The organism is Paraburkholderia fynbosensis (assembly GCF_902859935.1).
Classification (GTDB): Bacteria; Pseudomonadota; Gammaproteobacteria; order Burkholderiales; family Burkholderiaceae; genus Paraburkholderia; species Paraburkholderia fynbosensis.
In genome coordinates this window covers 37,514-62,137 of the sequence record NZ_CADIKI010000016.1, presented here as the reverse complement: position 1 = coordinate 62,137, position 24,624 = coordinate 37,514, and the positions used below count along the sequence as shown (strand labels likewise).

General features: G+C 65.0%; 21 protein-coding genes. 16 read left to right on the top strand and 5 right to left on the bottom strand.

Translation table 11 applies throughout. The features are described 5' to 3' along the window. Positions 1-69: 69 nt before the first annotated feature. Positions 70-1,470 (bottom strand): GntP family permease, encoded by a 1,401-nt coding sequence (locus HV770_RS24600; protein WP_175163845.1) that lies wholly within the window; start codon positions 1,468-1,470, stop codon positions 70-72. Between the two features lie 314 nt (positions 1,471-1,784). Here HV770_RS24600 and HV770_RS24595 point away from each other — a divergent pair, with 314 nt between their 5' ends. The 7 genes from HV770_RS24595 (at position 1,785) to HV770_RS24565 (ending at position 11,217) form a co-directional block, all read left to right on the top strand. Then, positions 1,785-3,275 (top strand): sigma-54 interaction domain-containing protein, encoded by a 1,491-nt coding sequence (locus HV770_RS24595; RefSeq protein WP_175163843.1) that lies wholly within the window; start codon positions 1,785-1,787, stop codon positions 3,273-3,275. A gap of 86 nt (positions 3,276-3,361) precedes the next feature. Next, complete coding sequence (locus HV770_RS24590; RefSeq protein ID WP_175163842.1) at positions 3,362-3,622, top strand: hypothetical protein; 261 nt, start codon at positions 3,362-3,364, stop codon at positions 3,620-3,622. A gap of 531 nt (positions 3,623-4,153) precedes the next feature. Next, on the top strand, positions 4,154-4,357 hold the full coding sequence (locus HV770_RS24585; protein WP_121320067.1) for a hypothetical protein: 204 nt from the start codon (positions 4,154-4,156) through the stop codon (positions 4,355-4,357). A gap of 109 nt (positions 4,358-4,466) precedes the next feature. After that, on the top strand, positions 4,467-5,666 hold the full coding sequence (locus HV770_RS24580; RefSeq protein ID WP_175163840.1) for a serine hydrolase domain-containing protein: 1,200 nt from the start codon (positions 4,467-4,469) through the stop codon (positions 5,664-5,666). Between the two features lie 156 nt (positions 5,667-5,822). After that, positions 5,823-6,119, top strand: a complete 297-nt coding sequence (locus tag HV770_RS24575; RefSeq protein WP_175163838.1) for an H-NS histone family protein — start codon at positions 5,823-5,825, stop codon at positions 6,117-6,119. 836 nt (positions 6,120-6,955) lie between these two features. Then, positions 6,956-8,557 (top strand): peptide chain release factor 3, encoded by a 1,602-nt coding sequence (locus tag HV770_RS24570; RefSeq protein WP_121320073.1) that lies wholly within the window; start codon positions 6,956-6,958, stop codon positions 8,555-8,557. 185 nt (positions 8,558-8,742) lie between these two features. Then, complete coding sequence (locus HV770_RS24565) at positions 8,743-11,217, top strand: bifunctional acetate--CoA ligase family protein/GNAT family N-acetyltransferase (RefSeq protein WP_175163836.1); 2,475 nt, start codon at positions 8,743-8,745, stop codon at positions 11,215-11,217. Between the two features lie 254 nt (positions 11,218-11,471). Here the strand turns inward: HV770_RS24565 and HV770_RS24560 are convergent, their stop codons facing one another. Both HV770_RS24560 and HV770_RS24555 read right to left on the bottom strand, forming a co-directional pair. After that, positions 11,472-12,017, bottom strand: coding sequence for a hypothetical protein (locus HV770_RS24560; RefSeq protein WP_121320077.1), 546 nt, complete (start codon positions 12,015-12,017; stop codon positions 11,472-11,474). Positions 12,018-12,176: 159 nt separating this feature from the next. Continuing rightward, positions 12,177-12,965, bottom strand: a complete 789-nt coding sequence (locus HV770_RS24555) for an IclR family transcriptional regulator (protein WP_175163834.1) — start codon at positions 12,963-12,965, stop codon at positions 12,177-12,179. 276 nt (positions 12,966-13,241) lie between these two features. Between HV770_RS24555 and HV770_RS24550 the strand changes: the two genes are divergently transcribed. From HV770_RS24550 to HV770_RS24510, 9 genes are all read left to right on the top strand, one after another. Beyond that, positions 13,242-14,294 carry a sugar ABC transporter substrate-binding protein gene (locus HV770_RS24550; protein ID WP_246291140.1) on the top strand — a complete coding sequence of 351 codons (1,053 nt, stop codon included), beginning with the start codon at positions 13,242-13,244 and terminating at the stop codon, positions 14,292-14,294. A gap of 20 nt (positions 14,295-14,314) precedes the next feature. Continuing rightward, positions 14,315-15,835 (top strand): sugar ABC transporter ATP-binding protein, encoded by a 1,521-nt coding sequence (locus HV770_RS24545; protein WP_246291139.1) that lies wholly within the window; start codon positions 14,315-14,317, stop codon positions 15,833-15,835. Next, complete coding sequence (locus HV770_RS24540) at positions 15,825-16,874, top strand: ABC transporter permease (protein WP_175163829.1); 1,050 nt, start codon at positions 15,825-15,827, stop codon at positions 16,872-16,874. Before HV770_RS24545 ends, HV770_RS24540 begins: the two co-directional genes overlap by 11 nt. A 37-nt stretch (positions 16,875-16,911) precedes the next feature. After that, positions 16,912-17,238, top strand: a complete 327-nt coding sequence (locus HV770_RS24535; RefSeq protein ID WP_175163827.1) for a UxaA family hydrolase — start codon at positions 16,912-16,914, stop codon at positions 17,236-17,238. 42 nt (positions 17,239-17,280) lie between these two features. Beyond that, on the top strand, positions 17,281-18,591 hold the full coding sequence (locus HV770_RS24530) for a UxaA family hydrolase (RefSeq protein WP_175163825.1): 1,311 nt from the start codon (positions 17,281-17,283) through the stop codon (positions 18,589-18,591). Between the two features lie 100 nt (positions 18,592-18,691). Continuing rightward, positions 18,692-19,732, top strand: coding sequence for an aldo/keto reductase (locus HV770_RS24525; protein ID WP_175163823.1), 1,041 nt, complete (start codon positions 18,692-18,694; stop codon positions 19,730-19,732). A gap of 7 nt (positions 19,733-19,739) precedes the next feature. Continuing rightward, positions 19,740-20,570, top strand: coding sequence for an amidohydrolase family protein (locus tag HV770_RS24520; protein ID WP_175163821.1), 831 nt, complete (start codon positions 19,740-19,742; stop codon positions 20,568-20,570). 51 nt (positions 20,571-20,621) lie between these two features. Then, on the top strand, positions 20,622-21,365 hold the full coding sequence (locus tag HV770_RS24515; RefSeq protein WP_175163820.1) for an SDR family oxidoreductase: 744 nt from the start codon (positions 20,622-20,624) through the stop codon (positions 21,363-21,365). Positions 21,366-21,418: 53 nt separating this feature from the next. After that, the gene (locus HV770_RS24510) at positions 21,419-22,267 is read left to right on the top strand and encodes an ureidoglycolate lyase (protein ID WP_121320095.1); all 849 of its coding nucleotides are present in this window, start codon (positions 21,419-21,421) and stop codon (positions 22,265-22,267) included. Between the two features lie 96 nt (positions 22,268-22,363). On the opposite strand, the gene HV770_RS24505 is transcribed toward HV770_RS24510, so the two are convergent. Together HV770_RS24505 and HV770_RS24500 are read right to left on the bottom strand one after the other, a co-directional pair. Next, positions 22,364-23,716, bottom strand: coding sequence for a pyridoxal phosphate-dependent decarboxylase family protein (locus tag HV770_RS24505; protein WP_175163817.1), 1,353 nt, complete (start codon positions 23,714-23,716; stop codon positions 22,364-22,366). 213 nt (positions 23,717-23,929) lie between these two features. Further along, positions 23,930-24,364, bottom strand: a complete 435-nt coding sequence (locus HV770_RS24500; protein WP_121320099.1) for a PaaI family thioesterase — start codon at positions 24,362-24,364, stop codon at positions 23,930-23,932. Positions 24,365-24,624: the final 260 nt, after the last annotated feature.

Below are 24,624 nucleotides of genomic sequence, written 5' to 3'. Positions count from 1 at the left end.
AGTCCCCGTGGCGCGTCGCGTGGGTGGCTGAGCGCAGGGGCTCGGGCAGCCGCCGCGCCGCGCATCACATCAAACCCGCCCAGTCGCGTAATAAACCGCGATCACGAAGAACACGGCCAGCGTCTTGATCACCGTGACCGCGAAGATGTCGCGATACGACTGGCGGTGCGTCAATCCCGTGACCGCCAGCAGCGTGATTACCGCGCCGTTGTGCGGCAGCGTATCCATGCCGCCGCTCGCCATCGCGACCACGCGGTGCAGCACTTCCAGCGGAATATGCGCGGCTTCGGCGCCCTTGATGAACACGTCGGACATGGCCGCGAGCGCGATGCTCATGCCGCCCGACGCCGAGCCCGTGATACCCGCGAGCGTGCTCACCGAAACCGCGGCGTTGACGAGCGGATTGGGGATGCTCTTCAAGGCGTCGCTCACGACGATAAAGCCGGGCAACGCTGCGATCACGCCGCCGAAGCCGTATTCCGACGCGGTGTTCAACGACGCCAGCAACGCGCCCGCCACCGCGGCCTTGGTGCCGACCGCGAAGCGCGAGCTGACGCGGCCGAACGCCGTCGCCACGACCATCACGATGCCCAGCAGCAGCGCGCCCTGCACCGCCCAGATGCCGACCAGGCTCTTGACCGTGGTTTCGACCGGCGCATGCAGGCCCGGCAGGATATCCGGCGTGATCGTGAAGGTCGGGCCGTACCAAGCCGGAATCCAGCGGGTCAGCAGGAAGTTCGCCACGCCCACCAGCACCAGCGGCGCGACCGCCAGCAACGGATGCGGCAGTTGCTTCGATTCGACCCGCTCCGGTTCGTTGACGAGTTCCGTGCCGTAACCTTCGCCGGTCGCCATCGCGGCGCGGCGGCGCCATTCCAGATACGTGAGGCCGACCACGATGATGAACAGCGAGCCGATCACGCCGAGCGTGGGCGCGGCCCACGACGTGGTCTTGAAGAAGGTGGTCGGGATGATGTTCTGGATCTGCGGCGTGCCCGGCAGCGAATCCATCGTGAACGAGAACGCGCCGAGTGCGATGGCGCCGGGCATCAGACGCTTCGGAATATTGCTCTGGCGATACAGTTCTGCGGCGAACGGATAGACGGCGAACACCACCACGAACAGCGAGACGCCGCCGTACGTGAGCAGCGCGCACACCGCGACGATCACCGCATTGGCGCGCGAGCGGCCGATATAACGGATGGCAGCCGCGACGATCGACTCCGAGAAGCCGGACAGTTCGATGACCTTGCCGAACACGGCGCCGAGCAGGAACACCGGAAAGTACAGCTTCACGAAGCCGACCATCTTGTCCATGAAGATGCCGGTGAAAACCGGCGCGACGGCGGCGGGCTCGGTCGCCAGAACGGCGGCGAGTGCAGCGATTGGCGCGAACAGAATGACGCTGTAGCCGCGGTACGCGGCAAACATCAGAAACGCCAGCGCGGCGAGGACGATGACAAAGGACATTGAGTCTCCAAAGCTTGGTTGTTCTACCTATAAGCCATCCTGACGGTGCGTCGGCACGGCGCCCGCAAAATGCAGGTTCCGTGCCACACCTACGGCCCCGGCCAATGCGTCGGTTTTGGCAGGCCGATGCGGGAAGCATGGTCGCGCCGATTGTACCCAAACGTCTACAAAACGGGACGTAAATCAACTGAAGATCAGCTGAACTGAGGTTAAACCCTTATACGTCGGGCTTACTGAGGATCTCTCCAATGAGATAAGATTGTCTCTAAATCGAGACAGCGACGATTAAAACGATAGGCGGAGACAGCGACAACATGATGAATGACTGGGCGGGCCTGCCTGCGACCTACGGCGACGTCCTGCGCCGGGCGATGGAGTCGCTCTTTCGCACGTTCGAAAATTTCAGCGAAGGCACGTTCATCGTCGACGCCGACGCGCGCGTCGTCTGGATCAACAAGCGTTACGCGGCGCGCTTCGGTTTCTCGGACCCGCAGCAGGCGATCGGCCGCGATTGCGAAGCGGTGATCCCCAACAGCCTGATGCGCGAGGTCGTCCATACGGGCAAGCCGATCCTGCTCGACATCATGGAGACGGACCGTGAACCGCTGGTGGTGACGCGCTTGCCGCTCAAGGACGACGCCGGCGCGACGGTCGGTGCAGTCGGCTTCGCGCTCTTCGACGAGCTGAAGGCGCTCACGCCGCTCTTTTCCCACTACTCGCGCGTCCAGGAAGAACTGATCGCGACGCGCCAATCGCTCGCGCAGGCGCGTCGTGCGCGCTATACGTTCGGCAGTTTCGTCGGCACGAGCGCGGCGTGTCTCGAAGTGAAGCGCCAGGCGCGCCGTGCCGCGCAGCTCGAATCGCCGGTGCTGCTGCTCGGAGAAACCGGCACCGGCAAGGAACTGCTCGCGCATGCCATTCACGGCGGCTCGGCGCGCGCGAATCAGCCGCTCGTGACGGTCAACGTCGCGGCGATCCCCGACACTCTGCTCGAAGTCGAGTTTTTCGGCGCCGCGCCCGGCGCGTACACCGGTGTGGACCGCAAGGGGCGTGTCGGCAAATTCGAGCTCGCAAACGGCGGCACGCTGTTCCTCGACGAAATCGGCGATATGCCGTTGCCGCTGCAGGGCAAGCTGCTGCGGGTGCTGCAGGACAAGGAATTCGAGCCGCTCGGCTCGAACCGGATCGTGCGCGCCGACGTGCGGATCATCGCGGCCACCTCGGCCGATTTGCCCGCGCTGGTCGCGGCGGGACGCTTTCGCGCGGACCTGTTCTATCGGCTGAACGTGCTGACGATCCATGCGCCGCCCTTGCGCGAGCGGGCGTCCGACATCGAAGCGCTGGCTTACGCGATGCTCGAGGACCTTTCGACGCAGACACGCGTCGGCAGCCACTTCGAATTGCAGGACGATGCGTTGCGCTTGCTGTGTTCGTATGGCTGGCCAGGCAACGTGCGCGAGTTGCGCAATACGCTGGAGCGGGCCGTGATGCTATCCGACAGCGAGCGGATCGACGCACGGACACTGACGCCGTTCATGGGCTCGGCCCAGCTCGGGGGGCAGCGTTCCAACGAGCCCGATGCGGTCTCCCGCGCGCACGCGCCGACGCAGCCACAAGCGCCGGGTGGCGAAGCCGGCGCGCCAGCTCCGGCCTCCTGGAGCGACGCGATGGCCGCATTCGAAAAGCACTTCCTGAGCGACGCTTTGCGCGCCAACGGCGGCCGCGTGATCGACACCGCGAACCAGATCGGAATGGGCCGCGCGACGCTCTATAAAAAGATCGCGGCATACGGCATCGAAGTTTGAAAAGTCCCGTGCCGGCGGGTGACGCAGGGCAATTGCCGCGTGGCACAATCGCGGGATCGAAAAACAAGACGTGACCGGGGTTTCAAATGAAACACAATTTCTCCTCCTTCGCGCGCCGGGCCTGCGCCACGCTAGCGGCTGGCGGTATGGCCGTGCTAAGCGGGTGCAGCAGCAGTGCGCCGTTGTTCTTGCCGGACGGCCGCGCCACCACGCTGGTGCAATGCCCGGCCGGCTCCGATTTGTGCTCGCAGCAAGCCACTGCGAGTTGCGGCGGCGCGTTCGACGTGGTCCGCCAGTCCACCGAGAGCGGCACGCTCAATCTGATCTACGCCTGCCGCGCCAAGTAACGCACATTCGCCCGACGCCGGCGCGCGGCTGGCGAGTTTGACCCGACGGACTTTCCCCGACTTCGGCCCGTAGTTGCGCAACGAGCGCGCGCACCGTGTGCTTCAAACCCGCCCCCGAGGCATGCACCTCTTTTGCGCCACGCTCATCGCGAAATGCACATGGCCGTCATAAACACCGGTGTTTAATATGAATCCGATTAGCGGTTATTATGCGTATCAGGTTTTAGCGGCGTTATATATGCCCGTCCGGCAATTCTTTCCTTCAGTGTCGTGCGCAATATGAATTAATGTCCGATCGAGGGTTATTGGAAAGGGTCAGTGCGGAACCTAACGGAACATTAGTTTTGCCAGCGGTATTCTTTTCCTATGGTTCGCGATTTAACCAAGACGCATATTTTTCCGAATCTTTTCTGACGTGGCAGACAGTCGGGAAGGATTTTCCGTATCACGACAATGCTCGTCTGGCTAACGGCGGCACGTTATCTGCTTCATTCATGCTTTAACACTAATTCAATAGAAAACGGGGAAGCAATGAACCATCACCAGCTCGAAAAAGATATCGAACATCTGGAACACGTTATTTCGCATATTTCCGCTGAAGATCGTATCCCGCTGTCCTATTGGCGCAACCGGATCGACTCTGTTTCGGACGCGGTCCGCGTGCCGGCGCAAGCCAGCCGAATCAAACGGCTCAATGATGCGCTCTCGGCATTGGAAGGTCGGCAAAAAGCCTAATACCGGCGACAGTGAATAGCCGTCGTCTCCCATGGAAGCCCGTAACGTTTTCTGCGGGGACAAGGGAACGCCAAGGCTCGACACTTCGCGCCATTCGTCCAGGACCAGCATGCAACCAGCAGGACTTTCCGCGACCCGTCTGACCGCCCTGACCAACGCGCTGCGAGGCTATGTGGAACGCGGCGACGTGGCCGGCGTGGTGTCGATGGTGTGGCGGCGCGGCGAGATCGGTTATTTCGAGCCGCTCGGCTGGCGGGACGAAGCCGCGCAGCTGCCGATGGAACGCGACACGCTGTTTCGCATCGCCTCGATGACCAAGCCGGTGACGAGCGCGGCCATTCTGATGCTGATCGAAGAAGACCGGCTCGCACTCGACACGCCGATTTCGCTGTGGCTACCCGAACTGGCCGCGCCGCGCGTGCTGCGCGATCCCGCCGGGCCGCTCGACGAAACCGACCCCGTCAGAGCGCCGCTCACCGTGCTCGATCTGCTGACGCATCGCGCGGGCTTCGCGTACCACTTCACCGCGACCGGGCCGTTGGCCGAAGCGTACGCGGCCGCTTTCAACGGTTTGGAGGCTCATGCGGACAGCGGTGCCTGGCTCGCCCGCATCGCCGCATTGCCGCTGATGTTCCAGCCGGGCTCGCGCTGGCACTACGGCATCGCGACCGACGTGCTCGGCGTGCTGATCGAACGCGTGAGCGGCATGCCGCTCGGCGAGTTTTTTCGCACCCGCATTTTCGAACCGCTCGGCATGCGCGATACCGCTTTCTGGGTGCGCGACGCGCAACTAGCGCGGCTGGCCGCCGCCTATGGGGTCGAGGCGGGTACGCGGCGGCGCGTGGTCGAGGATCATCCGTCGACGAGCCGCTGGGCGAACCCCGAGCGCTTCCAGAGCGGCGGGGGCGGCCTGGTGTCGACGGCGCAGGACTATCTGCAATTCGCGCAGCTGCTGCTCGCACGCGGGCGCGTCGGTTCGACGCGCCTGCTGTCGCATCGCTCGGTCGATCTGATGCGCTCCAACTTTCTGACCCGCGACCAGCGTCGTCTGCCGGCTTTCGGGCATGTGTTGTGGGCGGGGCAGGGCTTCGGCCTCGGCGTGTCCGTCGTCGACGACCCGGCGCAGCAACTGCCGCTCGGCTATCGCTCGATGGGTTCGTTCGGCTGGCCGGGCGCGTTCGGCACGAGCTGGTTCGCCGATCCGGTCGAAAATCTGATCGGGCTCATGCTGATCCAGCGCCGCGCCATCGAACCCTTCCCGATGGCGCTCGACTTCGAACGCCGCGTGTACGATGCCATTGACGACTGAGTGCGGAGGCGCCCGCCACTGAGTCGCTCACATAGAACGGCGCGCGGCTGCGGGCCACTCTATCCGGCACTTTATTCGTCTGATAGTGTGCCCCCCGAGGACTTTCTTCGGGGAGTCCGCACAGCAATTCATTCAAACAGATGGGGGAGCACCGCCATGGCCTCTTACAAACAGTTGACTGCCCAGCTCGAAAAACTCCACAAGGAAGTCGCAGCGGCCCGCGAAAAGGAAGTTGCGCAGGCAATCGCCGACATCAAGCAGAAGGTTGCCGAATACGACCTGACCGCCGAAGAGCTCGGCTTTACCAGCCAGCCCAAGCCGGCGCGCAAATCGGCCGGGGCATCGGTGGCCAAGTATCGCAACCCGAAAACCGGTGAGACCTGGAGCGGTCGCGGTCGCTCGCCGGCCTGGCTCGCGGGCAAGAATCGCGAGCGCTTTCTGATCGATCTATGACGCGCGCCACTGCGCGACGTCTTGCTCGCCGCGCGTTACGCGCTCGCGCATGACGTGGCGAGTTGTCTGAAGTGATGCAGCGCGGGGCGAAATTCGCACCGCTGCGCGAGTCCCGAAAACGCTCACCTTTGACATCAACCTGAGCACGGGAAGTGCGCTTTCAGCGGGACATCCCTCACGGCCCGTTGCTTCGGTGAGCCAGGTTTTGTCGCGTGACGCACCTTGCGGCGCCAGCTGCCGCGACCGCCTCCCCGTGCTTCCCCGGATTCTTCCAAAGTCCGCGCCAGCCTTTGCTGGCGGGCGTTCCCAGGCTATGCGAAGGATTTCTCCCGAACGTTATGTCGAAGGTTTCGTGCTGGCCCATTGCGTTTTGCGTTCTTGTGAAGTTCGCCTCGCAGGTGCGTGAACCACGTTTGTCGAGCATCACCTTTCGACGCGCCTCGACGCTCGCTATAGCAAGTCCCGAAAACTCTCACCTTTGCGAGCCGCCGGACCCGGTTGCGCCAGATAGATGAGGCGCGCGATCCATCGGCGTGTGCCGATCAGTCGCCGCTGCACCCCGCCGCATGGCCGCGCGCCAACCGGCGCGGGCGACCCCGTTTCCCCTCGCGCCTGCCCGGGCGTGTATCATTCGTTCCCTGCGCTGTTCTGCGCTGGCGATTCCCGTATTGTCGAACGTCTGTTCGTGACCTGTTTCCGACGCGGCGAAGTTTGCCAGTCGATGCGGGTTCCGGCCCAACTCCCGCAGCCCGACGCCGCCGCGCAAGGCGCGGCATACCGGCCGCCACAGGCGGCCGGGAACCGCCCGAACCCCCTTTCCGTGACCGCCAGACCCGATGTCAGTCTCCGAACTCAAACGCCGCCGCACGTTCGCGGTTATTTCCCACCCGGACGCGGGTAAAACCACGCTCACCGAAAAACTGCTGCTGTTCTCGGGCGCGATTCAGATCGCCGGCACCGTGAAGGGCCGCAAGAGCAATCGCTACGCGACGTCCGACTGGATGGAGATCGAAAAGCAGCGCGGCATTTCGGTCGCCAGCTCGGTGATGCAGTTCGAGTATGGCGACGCCGTCATTAATCTGCTCGACACGCCGGGCCACGAAGACTTCTCCGAAGATACCTACCGCGTGCTGACCGCGGTCGATGCTGCGGTGATGGTGATCGACGGCGCGAACGGTGTCGAGGCACAGACGCTGAAGCTGCTCGAAGTCTGCCGCAGCCGCAAGACGCCGATCGTCACCTTCATCAACAAGCTCGACCGCGAGGTGCGCGAGCCGCTGGAACTGCTCGATGAAATCGAGCAGCATCTTGGCGTGGCGGCAGTGCCGTTCACCTGGCCGATCGGCATGGGCAAGGAATTCCAGGGCGTCTACGACATCCAGCGCGATCAGGTGCGCGTATTCCGTGCCGGCCAGGATACGGCGGGCGGCGCGGTGGAAACGCTGCAGGGTTTGAGCGACGAGGAAGGCGAGCGCCGTTTCGGCCATAGCTGGACGAAGGCCAAGGAAGAGATCGATCTGATCACCGGCGCGACGCCCGACTTCGATCGCGAGCAGTTCCTGGCCGGCCAGCAGTCGCCGGTGCTGTTCGGCTCGGCGATCAACAACTTCGGCGTGAAGGAAATTCTCGACGCGCTGGTCGATCTCGCGCCGCCGCCGTCGATGCGCATGACCGTGCAGCGTCCGGTACTGCCCGACGAGCCGAAGTTCACCGGCGTCGTCTTCAAGGTGCAGGCGAACATGGACCTCGCGCACCGCGACCGCGTGGCGTTCATCCGCGTGTGCTCGGGGCGTTTCGAGCGTGGCATGGCCGTGAAGGTCACGCGTTCGAACAAGACGTTCCGCGCCAACAACGTGGTGACGTTCCTGTCGCAGCGCCGTGAAACGGTGAGCGAAGCGTATCCGGGCGACATCATCGGTATTCCGAATCACGGCACGCTGAGTCTCGGCGATACGCTGACCGAAGGCGAGCAGTTGCAGTTCGTCGGCCTGCCGTTCTTCGCGCCGGAAATTTTCCAGACCGTCGAAGTGGTCGATCCGATGCGTGCGAAGCAACTCGGCGAAGCGCTCAAGCAGCTCGGCGAAGAGGGCGCGATTCAGGTGTTCCGTCCGGAAGTGGGCGGCCTGATGATTCTCGGCGCGGTCGGGCAACTGCAGTTCGAGGTGGTGTCGCATCGACTGTCGACCGAGTACAAGGTCGACGTGCGGATGGCGCCGGCGCGTTACCGCCTGTCGCGCTGGGTGACCTGCGACGACGCCGCCGAACTGCGCCGCTTCACCGATTCGTACGCGGCGCGCATCGCGCTCGATGCGTCGGACGCGCCGACGTATCTGGCCTCGCACGTGTCCGAAATCGAAGTCGCGCAAAAGGCGTGGCCGAAGATCGTGTTCAACGAACTGCGCGAGCACTCGGGTGCGCCGTTCAGGAAGTCGATGTGATTGCCAGCTGCGTATGAATGAAGGAGCCGCGTCGACGACGCGGCTTTTTTTTGCCTGTCTGTTTCGACGCGCATGCCAGGGTCTTGACGCCAACATCCGCGCAAGCGCGCGACTTCGCCTATGCTGACTGAGACACGCGCCGAGCCGCCGGGCCGGCGCGTCCTCCTCACTTTCGCGGAGCGCCCGTGACCGTACGCAATCTCGACGCCTTGTTTCGTCCGAAATCCGTCGCGGTGATCGGCGCCTCCGAGCGGCCCGGCAGCACTGGCGCGATGGTGTGGGCGCGTGTGCTGGAAGGCGGTTTCGGCGGCCCGCTGTGGCCGGTCAATCCGAAGTACGAAACGCTTGGCGAACATGTCGTGTTCGGCGACGCCGGCGATTTACCGCAAGCGCCGAGCGTCGCGCTGATCTGCACGCCGCCCGCCACATGGCCGGCAATCATCCACAAGCTCGGCGGGCTCGGTACGCGGGCCGCGATCATCGTCGGCGAAGCGCGCAGCGATGACGACCGGCTCGCGCTGCGGCACGCGTTGTCGGCGGCGCGGCCGCATCTGCTGCGCATTGTCGGGCCGGGCAGTCTCGGGGTGGTGTCGCCCGCGCTACGCGCGCATCTCGGCGCGCCGTCGTGCACGGTCAAGGCGGGCGGCGTCGCCTGGGTGTCGCAATCGAATGCGCTGACCAATGCGGTGCTCGGTTGGGCGCAAGCGCGCGGGCTCGGTTTTTCCCACGCGGTGGCGCTCGGCGATGAAGCCGATGTGGACGCCGGAGACGTGCTCGACTATCTCGCCAGCGACCCCGGCACGCGCGCCATCCTGCTCGAACTCGATTCGGTGCGTGCGGCGCGCAAGTTCATGTCGGCGGCGCGGGCGGCGGCGCGCAACAAGCCGGTGCTCGCATTGCGCTCGGGCCGCGCCGATCCCATCGACGCGCTCTACACCGCCGCGTTCCGGCGCGCGGGCATGGTGCGCGTCGATGCGCTCGACGATCTGCTCGACGAGGTGGAGACGCTCGGCGTCGGCCGTGTGGCCGCCGGTGGCGCGGCGACGCTGATCACCAGCGACCGCGGTCTCGCGACGCTTGCCTGCGACGCCTTCGCCGCCGCTGGCGGCATGCTCGCGCCGTGGCCAGACGAAGCCTCGGACGCGTTGCAGCAGGTGCTCCCGCATGCGGTCGGCGGCAATCCGCTGCAACTCGGCGACGACGCGCGTCCCGAGCACTTCGGCGCGGCGCTCAAACTGCTGGCGGAGCATCGCAGCACCGGCACCGCGTTCGTGGTCCATGCATCGACGCACGGTGCGCCGGTCGCTGAAGTTGCGCACGCGCTGATCGGGAGTCAGCGCTTCGCCTATCGCGGCTTGCTTGCGTGCTTCTTCGGCGGCCTGGACGCCGCCACGCGCGACGCGCTGCACGCGCAGGGCATTCCGGTTCACACGACGCCGCAGCGGCTCGCGCGCGCGTTCGCCCGGCTGGTCGATTACCGGCTCGGGCGCGAACTCCTGATGCAAACGCCGGAAGGATTGCCCGCGCGGATTCCCGATGCGATCGACGCGGCTCAGGCGCAGGCTTGCGCCGCGCTGGCCGCGGGCGAGCATGAGTGGAAGGGCGAAGCGGCGGCGCGGTTTCTCGGGCGTTTCGGGTTGGAGGTCGAAGCGCAGGCGGAGAGCGGGGTGGAAAGCGCGGGTCATGCCGCCGCTGCGCAGACGCCCACGCAACGAGCGCTCAAAGCATCTACCACAACATCCACGGCGGACTGCGCTGAAGACAGCGCCGGGTCGTCCGCAAAGCCGGTGGTCGACATCGCTATCGAGCTTCACGACGACGACAACTTCGGCCCGGTGTTCCGCTTCACCGCGCCCTCGGCCGACGGCGTGTCCGAGGCGCTACGCGTCTACGGCCTGCCGCCGCTGAACCCCGTGCTTGCGCGCGACATCGTCACGCGTTCGCACTACGCACGGCTGGCCGCACCGGAGCCGGCGCTTACCGCGCTGACGGCGCTCTCGCAGGCGGTTTGCGACGTCAAGGAGATCGTCGCATTGGCGCTGACGCTGAGGGTCTATCACGATCATGTGACGGTGGTCGATCCCGTGCTGAGCCTCGCCGCCAAACGAAGCCGCCTCGCGATTGTGCCTTACCCGCGGCGCTTCGAAGAGACGCTCGACTGGCAAGGCTTGCGGGTGACGGTGCGGCCGATCCGTCCGGAAGACGAGGCCGCGCATCATGACTTCGTCGAAGCGATGACACCCGAGGATTTGCGTTTGCGCTTTTTCGGCGCAGTGGGCAGCTTCGACCACTCGCAACTCGCGCGGATGACGCAGATCGACTACGACCGCGAAATGGCGCTGATCGCGACGGTGACGTCCGGCGAGGGTTTCGTGCGGACCCTGGGGGTGGTGCGCGCCGTCTCCGACCCCGATAACGAGACCGCCGAATTCGCGGTCGCCGTGCGCTCGGATCAGAAAGGCCGACGCCTCGGTCAATTGCTGATGGAGCGGATCATCCGCTATGCGCGCGTGCGCGGCGTCCATTGGCTGGTCGGCGAGGCGCTGCGTGAAAACGGCGCGATGATCGCGCTTGCCAAACGCTGCGGGTTCACGATTATGCGGACCGAAGACCCGGGTGTGGTGGGGTTCCGGATGGCGTTGGAGGAGACGGCGGGGTAGGGGCGTTCAGAGGATGGAGGGGACGCGAAGCTGTGCCGATTCGCGGCAATGCCGACGTTCGAACGACCGCATTCCTGGCAGCACAGACGACTTTTTGCCCGAACTCATGCTTCCAGTCTTCGGAGGCTATCGAACCTCCGACGCGCGCCGAACGACGACGAATGACAAGCGGCCGTGTTCGAAGACCTGAACCGCTCTCACACCGTGAGAAGCCGGAACGGCCTCTCACACTGCAATGAAACCAGACCGCAATCTCAAGCCGGCAGCTTCGCCGCGGCTTCGTCGACTTGCGTGCGCGTCACCGACAACTCTTCCAGCCACGCGTCCGCATAGACCGCGCCGGTTTCACGCTCGAGACGCGCGATCGTCGCCGCGCAACGGTTCGCATCCTTCAGCGTTGCGATGAATGATTTCACCGATTGGCCCGCCTTGAACGCATCGAACAACGGCACGCGAATATCGTCCGGCAGCGCGCGCGTGGTCCACTGGTACGGCTTGCCGTTGAACGTGAACGACGGCGGCAGCACGCGCTCCTTCTTTGCGGCCGGAATCAGGCCGTAAGTGCGGGCGGCTTCGCCGATCTGTTCCGGCGAAAACAGCTCGTCCGGGCTGATGTCGAATTGCTGGATGAACGTCTCGATGCTTTGCATCGCTGCGGCGCGGTCGTCGCGGCGCTTTTGCGCATGAGCGACGATGTCGCGCAGTTCGTCGGCTTCCTCGGGCGTGATCGTGAAGCTCGACTGCTTCTGCTGGAGTTCGGAAAAACGCTGGAATTCGGAATCGGTCAGAAGTTTCGCCATTGCTTATCGATGAGCGCGCATGGGCGAACCCACGCGGCGTAATTTGAGAGGGTCGCCATTCTAAACGATGTGCGCGAGCGGTCTATTTTCAACGGACCAGGGCACGATTGCGCAAGTCGGCAACGCAAGCCGGCACGGTCCGAAGCAACTCACAGCAGCTCAAACGTCGTGCTCGTGGAACATCGACAGCGCCTGCACCGTCTCGCGCAGCAATACGGTCGCGGCTTCGAGCGTCGGCGCGACGTATTCGTCGATACGCCGCAGGTACGGACAGGTCAGCACCGCGATCGCCTGGCCGGACGGCCCCTGAATCGGAAACGTCACGTCGGTGACGCCGAATGTCTGCTGGCTGTCCTTCTGCGAAAAACCCGCCGTGCGAATCCGCTCGCACGCAAGCTCCAGCGCGTCGCGGTCGATCGTCACCTCGCCCTTCACCTTGGTGTGCTCGGCGAGCATCTGCTGACGCTGCTCGATGCTTTGAAACGCGAGCATCACACGGCCCGAGCCGGTATCGATCAAGCCGACTCGCGAACCGAGCCGCACCGACATGCCCCACGTTCCCGGCCCATCCACCTGGGCGATCACCAGCAGATTGCCGCGGTCGTACACCACGAGGTGACACGATTGTTCGGCAGCGTCGGCAAAGCGCTGCATCAGCGGCAGCGCTTCGGAGATCAGCCGGTTCATCGGCGGATGACGGTGGGCGAGCGCATACAGCTTCAGGCTCAGCGAATAGCGGTCGCCCGCCGCCGAGCGCACCACGTACTGCCGTGCGACGAGGCGTTCGAGCATGCGGTACATCTCGCTCGCGTTGCGCCCCAGCAACTTGGTGATTTCGGCGCGCGTGAGCCCCTCTTTCTGCTCCGCGAGCAGTTCGAGGATGTCGAGACCTTTGTCGAGCGCGGGGGCCCGGTATCGCTCGGCGTCGTCTTTGTCTTCTGCGTCCATCGTCGGCGAGGTTCCGTGTGCAGTTCTCATTATCTGGCGCATGAATGTAAGCGCGGGGCGAATCTTGAGCAAGGCGTCGCGCGTCCAGGGAAAGTACGGAGCACGATCCGGCGTAGATTCCTTGACTTCGAAAAGTCCGTATATGAATAATACGTTCATTGGTGAATGAGCGCACGCCAATATCCAATGAGACATCCGATAAAAAGCGCAGGACGAAGGGCCGGCATCCATGACCGGTTCACGCAGTTCAACAAACGCATCGTAGGAGACAACCCCATGTCCACGTCCGTTCAGAGGCCGCACACGGCCCATCGCCTGTTTCGCCGTTCACTCTTCACGCTCGCCGCGGCCGCATGCGCTGCCGGTGTCGCCGTGAGCGGCGCCGCGCAAGCCGCCGACGCCGGCAAGATCGGCCTCGGTCTGCCGCTGCTCACGTCGCCGTTCTGGCAGTCGTACAACAACTACCTGCCCAAGTACGCGAAGGAGATGAGCCTCGACATCCTCGCGCCGGTCAATTCGAACGGCGATCCCGCGCAGCAGATCACCGACATGAACAACCTGCTGAACCTCGGTTCGAAGGGCATCGTGGTCGGCCCGCTGGATTCGGCGGCGATCAGCCGCGCACTCGACGCCGCCGCGGCCCGCAACGTGCCGGTAGTCGCCGTGGACGTCGCGCCGACGCAAGGCAAGGTCGCGATGGTCGTGCGAGCCGACAATCACGCGTACGGCGAGAAGGCGTGCAAATACATCGGCGAACACGTGAAGTCGGGCAAGGTCGTGCAGATCATGGGCGACCTCGCGTCGGTCAACGGGCGCGACCGGTCGGAAGCGTTCCGCGCGTGTCTGAAGGGTTATCCGGCTTTGTCGCTGCTGGAAATTCCGGCGGCCTGGAAGGGCGACGTCGCGGCGACCGCGCTCGACAGTCTGCTCACCGCCAATCCGGACGTGAAGGCGATCTACATGCAGGCGGGCGGTGTTTATCTGTCGCCGACGCTGCAAACCTTGCGGCGCAAGCAGATGCTGTTTCCCGCAGGCGATGCGAAGCACGTCGTGATCGTGAGTAACGACGGCATTCCGCAGGAATTCGAAGCGATTCGGCGTGGCGATATCGACGCGACCATCTCGCAGCCCGCCGATTCGTACGCGAAGTACGGCCTGTTCTACATCAAGGCCGCGTTGGCGGGACAAACCTTCAAGCCGGGCCCGACCGATCACGGCAGCAACATCATCCAGCTCGCGCCGGGTGTGCTCGAAGACCAGTTGCCCGCGCCGCTCGTGACGAAGTCGAATGTCGACGACAAGGCGTTGTGGGGCAATACGGTCAAATGAGCCGTCAAATGAGCGGCCAAATGAGCGCACCGACGCCATCCGTGCCGGTCGTCGAAGCGTTTGAAGTCACCAAACGCTTCGGCTCGACGGCCGCGCTGAAAGACGTGAGCATCCGCGTGATGGCCGGCGAGTCGCATGCGCTCGTCGGGCGCAACGGGGCCGGCAAGTCGACGCTGGTGTCGATACTCACCGGCCTGCGCAAGCCCGACACCGGCGAGGTGCGGTTCGGCGGCGCGAGCGCGCCGTCGATCGCGGATCGCGACGCGTGGCGCGAGCGCGTCGCGTGCGTCTATCAGCATTCGACGATCATTCGCGACCTGAGCGTCGCCGAGAATCTGTTCATCAACCGGCAGCCGGTGCGCGGCGGCATGATCGATTGGCAGGCGATGCGCCGCGACGCGCGCGAACTGCTCGATCACTGGAAGATCGACGTGCGCGAAGACGCGCGTGCCGGCGATCTGAGCGTGGAAGCGCGGCAGCTAGTCGAGATTGCGCGGGCGCTGTCGTACGGGGCGCGCTTCATCATCCTCGACGAGCCCACCGCGCAGCTCGACGGCGACGAGATCAAGCGTCTGTTCAAGCGCATCAGCGAGTTGCAGCGCGAAGGCGTGACCTTTCTCTTCATCTCGCACCATCTTCAGGAGGTCTACGAGATTTGCCAGGCGGTGACGGTGCTGCGCGACGCGCGGCATATCGTCAGTGCGCCGGTGTCCGCGTTGCCGCGCGAGCAGCTGATCGAAGCGATGACCGGCGAACGCGGCGGCCTGAACGTCGCCGACGCGGCCGCGCGCGCCGCCTTGCCCGCCGATACGGCGATCGCGCTGTGCGTCGACGAACTGGCCGGCTCCGATTACGAAGGCGTGTCGTTTACTGTGAAGCGCGGCGAAGTGGTCGGCCTGACCGGCGCGACAAGCAGCGGCCGCACGAGCGTCGCCGAAGCGATCGCCGGCTTGCGCACGGTCAAAGGCGGCACGGTCAGCGTGGACGGCAAGGCATTGCCGCCCGGCGACGTGCCTGCCGCGTTGGCGCACGGCATTGGCTGCGTGCCGAAGGACCGGCATCACGAAGGCCTCGTGCTCACGCAATCGATCGCGGAAAACGCATCGATGACGATCGCGCGCGTGCTCGGCAAGTTCGGCATCGCGCCGCCCGCGAAGAAGCACGCGTTCGGCCAGAAGATGATCGACGCGCTCGGCATCGTCGCGCAAGGTCCGGACCATGTCGTGTCCGGACTGTCGGGCGGCAACCAGCAGAAGGTGGTGATGGCGCGCGCACTCGCCACCAACCCCAACGTGCTTGTATTGATCGACCCCACTGCGGGCGTCGACGTGAAATCGAAAGAAGCGTTGCTCTCCGTCGTGGATCGCGTGCGCGAAGAGGGCAAGGCCGTGCTGGTCGTGTCCGGCGAGCTCGACGATCTGCGTACCTGTGACCGTGTGCTGGTCATGTTCCGTGGCCGCGTCGCGGCCGAATTTCCCGCGGGTTGGCAGGACCACGACCTGATCGCATCCGTTGAAGGAGTCAGTCTCCATGAAGAATAGTGTGCCCAGCCCCGCCTTCGCTACGGCGCAAGCGCCGGCGCAATCCGCCGCGGCGGGCTCGCGCGGCAAACGCGCGCGCTCCGAATTCGCGCGCCTGCGCGAACTGGCGTTGCTGCCCGCGCTCGCGTTGCTGATCGTGATCGGCGCGTTCGTCAGCCCGAGCTTTCTCACGAAGGCGAACCTGATCAGCGTGCTCGGCGCGTCGGCGGCGCTCGCGCTCGTCGTGCTCGCGGAATCGCTGATCGTGCTGACCGGCAAGTTCGATTTGTCGCTCGAATCGACCGTGGGCATCGCCCCCGCCGTGGGCGCGATGCTGGTGATGCCGGCGGCGTCCGCAGGCTTCGGCACGCAATGGCCGACGGCGGTCGGGCTGGTCGCGATCGTCGCGGTGGGCGCGGTGATCGGATTGGTGAACGGCTTTCTCGTGGTGCGCTTGCGGCTGAACGCGTTCATCGTCACGCTGGCCATGCTGATCGTATTGCGCGGCATGCTGGTCGGTGCGACCAAGGGCGGCACGTTGTTCGATATGCCGCCGTCGTTCTTCACGCTCGCCACCACCATCGTGTTCGGCTTGCCGTTGTCGGTATGGCTCGCGGCGGCGGCGTTCGCGATCGCCGCATTCGTGTTGCGCTATCACCGCCTCGGCCGCGCGTTGTACGCGATCGGCGGTAATCCGGAAGCGGCGCGCGCGGCGGGGATTCGCGTCGAGCGCATCACGTGGGGCGTGTTCGTGCTGGGCAGCATTCTGGCCTCGCTGGGTGGTCTGATCGTCACCGGCTATGTCGGCGCGATCAACGCGAACCAGGGCAACGGCATGATCTTCACGGTGTTCGCGGCGGCGGTGATCGGCGGCATTTCGCTCGACGGCGGCAAGGGCACGATGCTCGGTGCGCTCTCCGGCGTGCTGCTGCTCGGCGTCGTGCAGAACCTGTTGACGCTCGCCCAGGTGCCGTCGTTCTGGATTCAGGCGATCTACGGCGCGATCATTCTCGGCTCGCTGATGGTGGCGCGCCTTGCCAGCGGCGAAGGCCAGAACTGATGCGCACGCTTCGTACGCACGCACCCGGAGACCTCACTTGACCAGCCGTCCATTGCCAACCGATCCGCGCCTGATTTTGCTCAGCCCCGCCGACAACTGCCTGATCGCGGCGGCGCGGCTCGGCGCGGGCACGCAGGTCGACATCGAAGGGGAGCGCGTCACGCTGACCCGCACCATCGATCTGGGCCACAAGGTCGCACGCCATAAGCTCGCTAAAGACGACAAGGTGCTGCGCTACGGCGCCGTGATCGGTCACGTGACCGAAACGGTGGCGCGCGGCGCGCATCTGCATACGCACAACCTCGAAAGCGACTACTTGCCGACCTACACGCACGACGCGGGTCACGAGTTCGTCCATCACTGACATGCGCACCATCACGCGGCCTGTTGCGCCGTTGGAACCATCATGACTGACATTTCCTTGGCAAGCGCCGCGCAGCAACCGATGCTGCAAGGCTATCTGCGCAGTGACGGCCGCAAGGGCATCCGCAATGTGGTCGCGGTGGCCTATCTGGTCGAATGCGCGCATCACGTGGCGCGCGAGATCGTCACGCAGTTTCGCGAGCCGCTCGACGCGTTCGACGACCCGTGCGCCGAACGTGAGCCGCCCGTGCATCTGATCGGCTTTCCCGGCTGCTATCCGAACGGGTACGCGGAAAAGATGCTCGAGCGCCTCACTACGCATCCGAACGTGGGCGCGGTGCTGTTCGTGTCGCTCGGTTGCGAGAGCATGAACAAGCATTATCTCGTGGACGTGGTGCGCGCGAGCGGCCGTCCCGTCGAAGTCCTGACGATCCAGGAAAAGGGCGGCACGCGCAGCACGATTCAATACGGCGTCGACTGGATTCGCGGTGCGCGCGCGCAACTCGCCGCGCAACGCAAAGTGCCGATGGCGCTGAGCGAACTGGTGATCGGCACGATTTGCGGCGGCTCGGATGGCACGAGCGGCATCACCGCGAACCCGGCGGTGGGGCGCGCGTTCGATCATCTGATCGAAGCGGGCGCGGCTTGCATCTTCGAGGAGACTGGCGAACTGGTGGGCTGCGAGTTCCACATGAAGACGCGCGCGGCGCGGCCGGAACTCGGTGATGAAATCGTCGAGTGCGTCGCGAAGGCGGCGCGCTACTACTCGATTCTCGGGCACGGCAGCTTTGCGGTCGGCAACGCGGACGGCGGCCTCACCACGCAGGAAGAGAAATCGCTCGGCGCGTATGCGAAGAGCGGCGCGTCGCCGATAGTCGGCATCATCAAACCCGGCGACATTCCGCCGACCGGCGGCCTGTATCTGCTCGACGTCGTGCCGGACGGCGAGCCGCGTTTCGGCTTTCCGAACATCAGCGACAACGCGGAGATCGGCGAGCTGATCGCGTGCGGCGCGCATGTGATTCTGTTCACGACCGGGCGCGGCTCGGTGGTTGGCTCGGCGATCTCGCCGGTCATCAAGGTGTGCGCGAATCCGGCGACCTATCGCAATCTTTCCGGCGATATGGATGTCGATGCGGGCCGCATTCTCGAAGGCCGTGGCACGCTCGATGAAGTCGGCCGCGAAGTGTTCGAGCAAACAGTCGCGGTGGCGCGTGGTGCGGCGTCGAAATCGGAAATGCTCGGGCATCAGGAATTCATTCTGGTCTACAAGACGTTCGATCCGGTGGGGCCTGCCTGCTTGCCGTCGAGTGGGGCGCCCGTGCAACGGGTGGTCACGATCGAGCCGCATTGACCCGCAGTGGGCAAACCCTGCCCGCGCATGGTAAAAATAGAAACGAGACCGGAGTGAGTGCTGAAGCACTCGCTCCGCTCGACACAAGGAGACGCGCTCAATGACGGCAACGATCGCATCGAAGATCGGCCAGCGGCGCCGCATTGGCCGCGGCACATTGCAGGTGAGTGGATTGGGTCTCGGCACGGCGCCGCTCGGCGGCTTGTACCGCGATCTGTCCGATGAGGAGGCCCACGCGACCATCACCGCCGCATGGGAGGCGGGCGTGCGCTACTTCGACACCGCGCCCCATTACGGCAACACCAAAGCCGAGCATCGCCTGGGCGACGCGTTGCGCCGCTATCCGCGCAGCGACTACGTGCTGTCGACCAAAGTGGGCCGCCGCTTCGTGCCGCGCACCTCGCCCTTCGATGACCGCGAGGGCTGGCAAAACCCGCTGCCCTTCGAAGCGATCTACGACTACACGCACGATGGCGTCATGCGTTCGTTCGAAGACAGCCAGCAGCGCATGGGCATCGTCGAGATCGACATTCTGCTGGTGCATGACATTGGCCGCATCACGCACGGCGACCAGCATCCCCATTACTGGCGGCAACTGACCGAAGGCGGCGGCTTCCGCGCGCTGGACCGGTTGCGCTCGACAGGCGCAATCAAGGCGGTCGGGCTCGGCGTCAACGAAGGCGCGGTCATCCTCGACGCGATGGCCGAGTTCGATATCGACTGCGCGTTGCTCGCGGGTCGTTATACGCTCCTCGAACAGACCACGCTCGACGACCTGCTGCCCGCCTGCGAGGCACGTGGCGTCAGTATCCTGTTAGGCGGCGCGTTTAACTCGGGCATTCTGGCGCGGGGTGTCGAGGGCGATCTGAAATTCAACTACGGCGACGCGCCGCCCGAAGTGATCGAGCGCGTCGCGCGGCTGGAGGCGGTGTGCCGCGCGCATGGCGTGCCGCTCGCCGCTGCCGCGTTGCAGTTTCCATATGCGCATCCGGCGGTCGCCACCGTGCTGACCGGCGCGCGCAGTGCCGACGAATTGCGTGAGAACGTCGCGTCGTTCGGGCAGCCGATCCCCGCGGGCCTGTGGTCCGCGCTGCGCGACGAAGGCTTGCTCGACGCGCGCGCACCCGCGCCAGAGGATTGATTCGACGATGTTGATCGACGCCCACCAGCACTACTGGGACCCCGCGCGGGGCGACTACGAGTGGCTCACGCCGGAGCTGAAGATTCTGTACCGAACCTTCGGTCCGGCGGATCTCGCACCCTTGCGCGAGCGGGCGGGCATCGAGCGGACAGTGGTGGTGCAGGCCGCGCCGACCATCGACGAAACGCGCTACCTGCTGGACCTCGCGCGCAACGAGCCGTCGATCGCGGGCGTGGTCGGCTGGGTGCCGCTGCTGCTGCCGAATGCGCCTGCGTTGATCGAAGCGCTTGCGCGCGAGCCCAAGTTCAAGGGTGTGCGGCCGATGCTGCAGGATCTGCCCGACCACGGCTGGATCGCGAACCCGGATCTCGCGCCGGCGATCGAAGCACTGATCGCGCACGACCTCGCGTTCGATGCGCTGATCTACGCGCGTCACGTCGAATACGTCGAAATTTTCGCGAAGCGTTTTCCGACGCTGCGCATCGTCGTCGATCACGGCGCGAAGCCGCCGATCCGGTATCGCCAGGCGGGCTTCCAGGTGTGGAAGGACGCGATCACGCGGCTTGCAAGCCTCCCGCAAGTTCATTGCAAACTCTCTGGTCTCGCGACCGAAGCGTCGCCCGGCTGGACCGAGGACACGCTGCGGCCTTACGTCGAACATCTGCTCGCGTCGTTCGGCCCGGCGCGGCTGATGTGGGGCAGCGACTGGCCGGTGCTCGAACTGAACGGCGACTATCTGCTCTGGCATTCGGTGGCGACCACCTTGCTCGCATCGTTGAGCGACGCAGAGCGCGCAGCGGTGTTCGGCGAGAACGCCGCCGCGTTTTACCGGCTTTGATTTCTGGAAGAGTCAGCAGGACACAAGCAGCCCATTCACATGGAGTCGTAGATGACACAAAGACTGGCCGGCAAAACGGCCCTGATCACCGCGGCAGGACAAGGCATCGGTCTCGCCACCGCGGAACTCTTCGCACGCGAAGGCGCGCGCGTGATCGCCACGGACATCCGCATCGACGGATTGGCGGGCAAGCCGGTCGAGGCGCGTCAGCTCGACGTGCTCGACGGCGCGGCGATCAAGGCGCTGGCGGCCGAGGTCGGCACGATCGACGTGCTGTTCAACTGCGCAGGCTTCGTGCACGCCGGCTCGATTCTCGAATGCAGCGAAGAGGATTGGGATTTCGCGTTCGACCTGAACGCGAAGGCGATGTACCGTATGATCCGCGCGTTTTTGCCGGGCATGCTCGAGAAAGGCGGCGGCTCGATCATCAACATGTCGTCGGCGGCGTCGAGCGTGAAGGGCGTGCCGAACCGCTTTGCCTATGGCGCGTCGAAGGCCGCGGTGATCGGACTGACCAAGGCCGTTGCCGCCGATTTCGTCACGCGTGGTGTACGCTGTAACGCGATCTGCCCGGGCACGGTGTCTTCGCCGTCGCTCGAACAGCGGATCGCGGCGCAGGCTCAGGCGCAAGGTACGACGGCGGACGCCGTGCACGCGGCCTTCGTCGCGCGTCAGCCGATGGGCCGCGTCGGCAAGCCCGACGAGATCGCGGCTTTGGCGCTGTATCTCGCGTCCGACGAGTCGTCGTTCACGACGGGCCAGGCGCATGTGATCGACGGCGGCTGGTCGAACTGACGCGCACTGATTGACGAACCGAATATCACTGAACGTAAAAGGGAAGTACCACGATGAAACTGCTTCGTTATGGGCCGAAAGGCCAGGAAAAGCCGGGCCTGCTCGATGCGCAAGGTAAGATTCGCGATCTGTCCAAAGTGATCGGCGATCTCGACGGCGCCGCGCTGACCGATGAAGGTCTCGCCAAACTGCGCGCGCTCGACCCGGCTTCGCTGCCGGTGGTCGAAGGCAATCCGCGCCTCGGGCCGTGCGTCGCGCGAATCGGCAAGTTCATCTGCATCGGGCTGAATTACGCGGACCACGCCGCCGAATCGAATCTGCCGGTGCCGGCCGAACCGGTCATCTTCAACAAGTGGACGAGCGCGATTTGCGGCCCGAACGACGACGTCGAAATTCCGCGCGGCTCGAAGAAGACCGACTGGGAAGTCGAACTGGGCGTCGTGATCGGCAAGCCGGCGAAATATGTCGATGAAGCCAACGCGCTCGACTACGTCGCGGGCTACTGCGTGATCAACGACGTGTCGGAACGCGAATGGCAGATCGAACGCGGCGGCACGTGGGACAAGGGCAAGGGCTTCGACACGTTCGGCCCGATCGGCCCGTGGGTCGTCACGCGCGATGAAGTCGCCGATCCGCAAAACCTGAACCTGTGGCTCGAAGTGGACGGCCACCGTTACCAGAACGGCAGCACCAAGACGATGGTGTTCGGCGTCGCGAAACTGGTGTCCTATGTGTCGCAGTGCATGAGCCTGCAACCGGGCGACGTGATCTCGACCGGCACGCCCCCGGGCGTCGGCATGGGCGTGAAGCCGAATCCGGTGTTCCTGAAGCCGGGTCAGACGATCCGCCTGGGTATCGAAGGTCTCGGCGAGCAGACGCAGAAGACTTACGCGGCGGACTGATTCGCGCGCTTCGTTTAGCTGCGTTGCCGATGTGAAGGGCCGTTCCCGCGTGATGCGGGAACGGCCTTTTTGCATGCGTCGTTCGTGCAGCCGCGATCAGGCGCGCTGCTCAGCAAGCAGCCGTGCCAGCAGCTCGACCAATCGGTCGATGTGCTCGTCTTGCGTGCGCCACGACGACACGCTGATGCGAAACGCGGGCCGCCCTTGCCAGACCGTGCCGCCGAACCACGTTTCGCCGGACGCCTGGGCCGCTTCACGAATCGCGACCGTCTGCGCGTCGGTCTTCGCCCGCACCAGCACCTGATTCAGCACGACGCGATTCAGCACGTCGAAACCGGCGGCACGCAGGCCGTCGGCGATGCGCGAGGCCTGCGCGCAATGCCGATCGACCATTTGCTGCACGCCGCTGCGCCCGAGCGAACGCAGCGCCGCCCAGATCGGAATGCCACGCGGACGGCGCGAGAATTCCAGCGTCAAGTTCTTCTGCGCGTCGTGGGCGCCGCTCAGGTAGACCGCGTCGCTGTTCATCGCCGAGGACATCGCCTGCGCATCGCGGCAGATTGCCATCGCGCCGTCATAAGGCGTGTTGAGCCATTTGTGGCCGTCGGTGGTCCAGCTATCGGCGCCGTCGATGCCGTCGGTCAGCGCCCGCTGCGACGACGCGCGCGCCCACAAGCCGAACGCGCCATCCACGTGGACCCATGCGCCTGCCGCTTTGGCGCGCGGTATCAGGTCGGCGAACGGGTCGAATTCGCCGGTGTTCACTTCGCCCGCCTGCACGCAGAAGATCGTCATATCGTCGAGGGACGGCAGACGGGCCGGATCGATGCGGCCATGTTCGTCGACCGGCGCGGCGATCACGCGCTTCATGCCGAAGCCGAGCACGCGCAACGCCTTCTTCACCGTGATATGCGCCATCTCGGAGATGACGACGCGCACCGGCGGCGCGCCGTCGAGCCCGTCGTTATCGAAATCCCAGCCCTTGCGCGCGAGCAGCGCACGACGCGCGGCGGCAATGCAAACGAGCGTGCATGCGGTCGCGCTGGTGCCGAAACCGATCGCCGCTTCGCGCGGCAGATCGAGCGCGTCGAGCACCCAGCGCGCGGCGATCTTCTCGATCGTGGCGGCGGCCGGCGAGTTGTCGAAGGTCGAGGCGCATTGGTCCCACGCACCCATCAGGCGCTCGGCCGCAGCGGCCGCCGGCAGCACCGCGCCGATCACGAAACCGTAATAGCGCGGATCGTTCGACGCCACCGTGGCCGGCGATCCGCTTTCGTCGAGCAGGCGCAGCACCTCGGCGGGCGCGTGGCCGTGCAGGGGCAGGGCTTCGTCGAAGGCGGCGAGCTGCGCGAGCGCGGCCGCGTCCGGAAACACGCGGCGCTTGCCGATGCCCGCCAGATAAGCGTGTGCGCGCCGGTCCGCGTCGGCGGCGAGAGCGAATTCGTCCATAGTGTTCCTCGAAAGGGAGAGAGATGGTGTCGCGCAGATCTGCGGATCACGCGTTCGTTGGAGATGGGTCGAGGGCGCGGCCGGGCTTTCGCAACTCGGCGTCATTGCGCTCGTAACAGGTGAAGTAGCTGGTCGCTGCGGGCGCACGAGTCCCGCACCAGCGAGGATGCGCGATCACGGGAGACCGTGCCGCGCCGAAGCATTCCCGGCAGACTATCCCGCCGGTTCGTGTTCGCCGTTTTCACCGATGCGGTTGACCGTGCCTTGCGCGACGGCGACGAGCTTCTCGCGGTTGCCGTCCATCACGTACACGTTGCATTGGCAGGTAGCCTGATGCCGGCCCGCATAGACGACCTTCGCGCGCGCGACCAACGTGCCGTTCACTACAGGGCGCAGATAGTTGATCTTGTATTCGCCGGTCACGACTTTCGGCCCGAGCGACAGCGCGCCGGCGAACGTGAGCGCATTGTCGGCGAGATAGCTGATGACCCCGCCGTGCACGAAGCCATGCTGCTGCCGCAACTCGTCGCGGATCGGCAAACTCAGGGTGAGTTCGCTGGTGCCGGTATGCATCAGCTCGGCGCCTAGCAACATGCTGAACGGCTGGGCATGCAGTGCGCCGCGCGCCCGGTCGAGGAGGTCGGTCATCGTGATTCCTTCGGGCGAGGCCCGTGGTGGCGTTTTGCACTGGTCTGTGCCGTGCAGTCCCTACCCACTCTAGGAAGCGTGAATGCACCGCGTCAAGGTGATTCGGAAAAATGTGCGGCGTATTGTTGTGCGAAACAGCCGCAATCATGACGTTGGCCGATGAAAAGGGCTTGTAAGCCGATTTTTAATGAAATTGGCCTCAAGCCGAGGATGGACCTGCCGTTAACCCTGACGTAGGTTCCGTTATTTTTTTGCCCTCA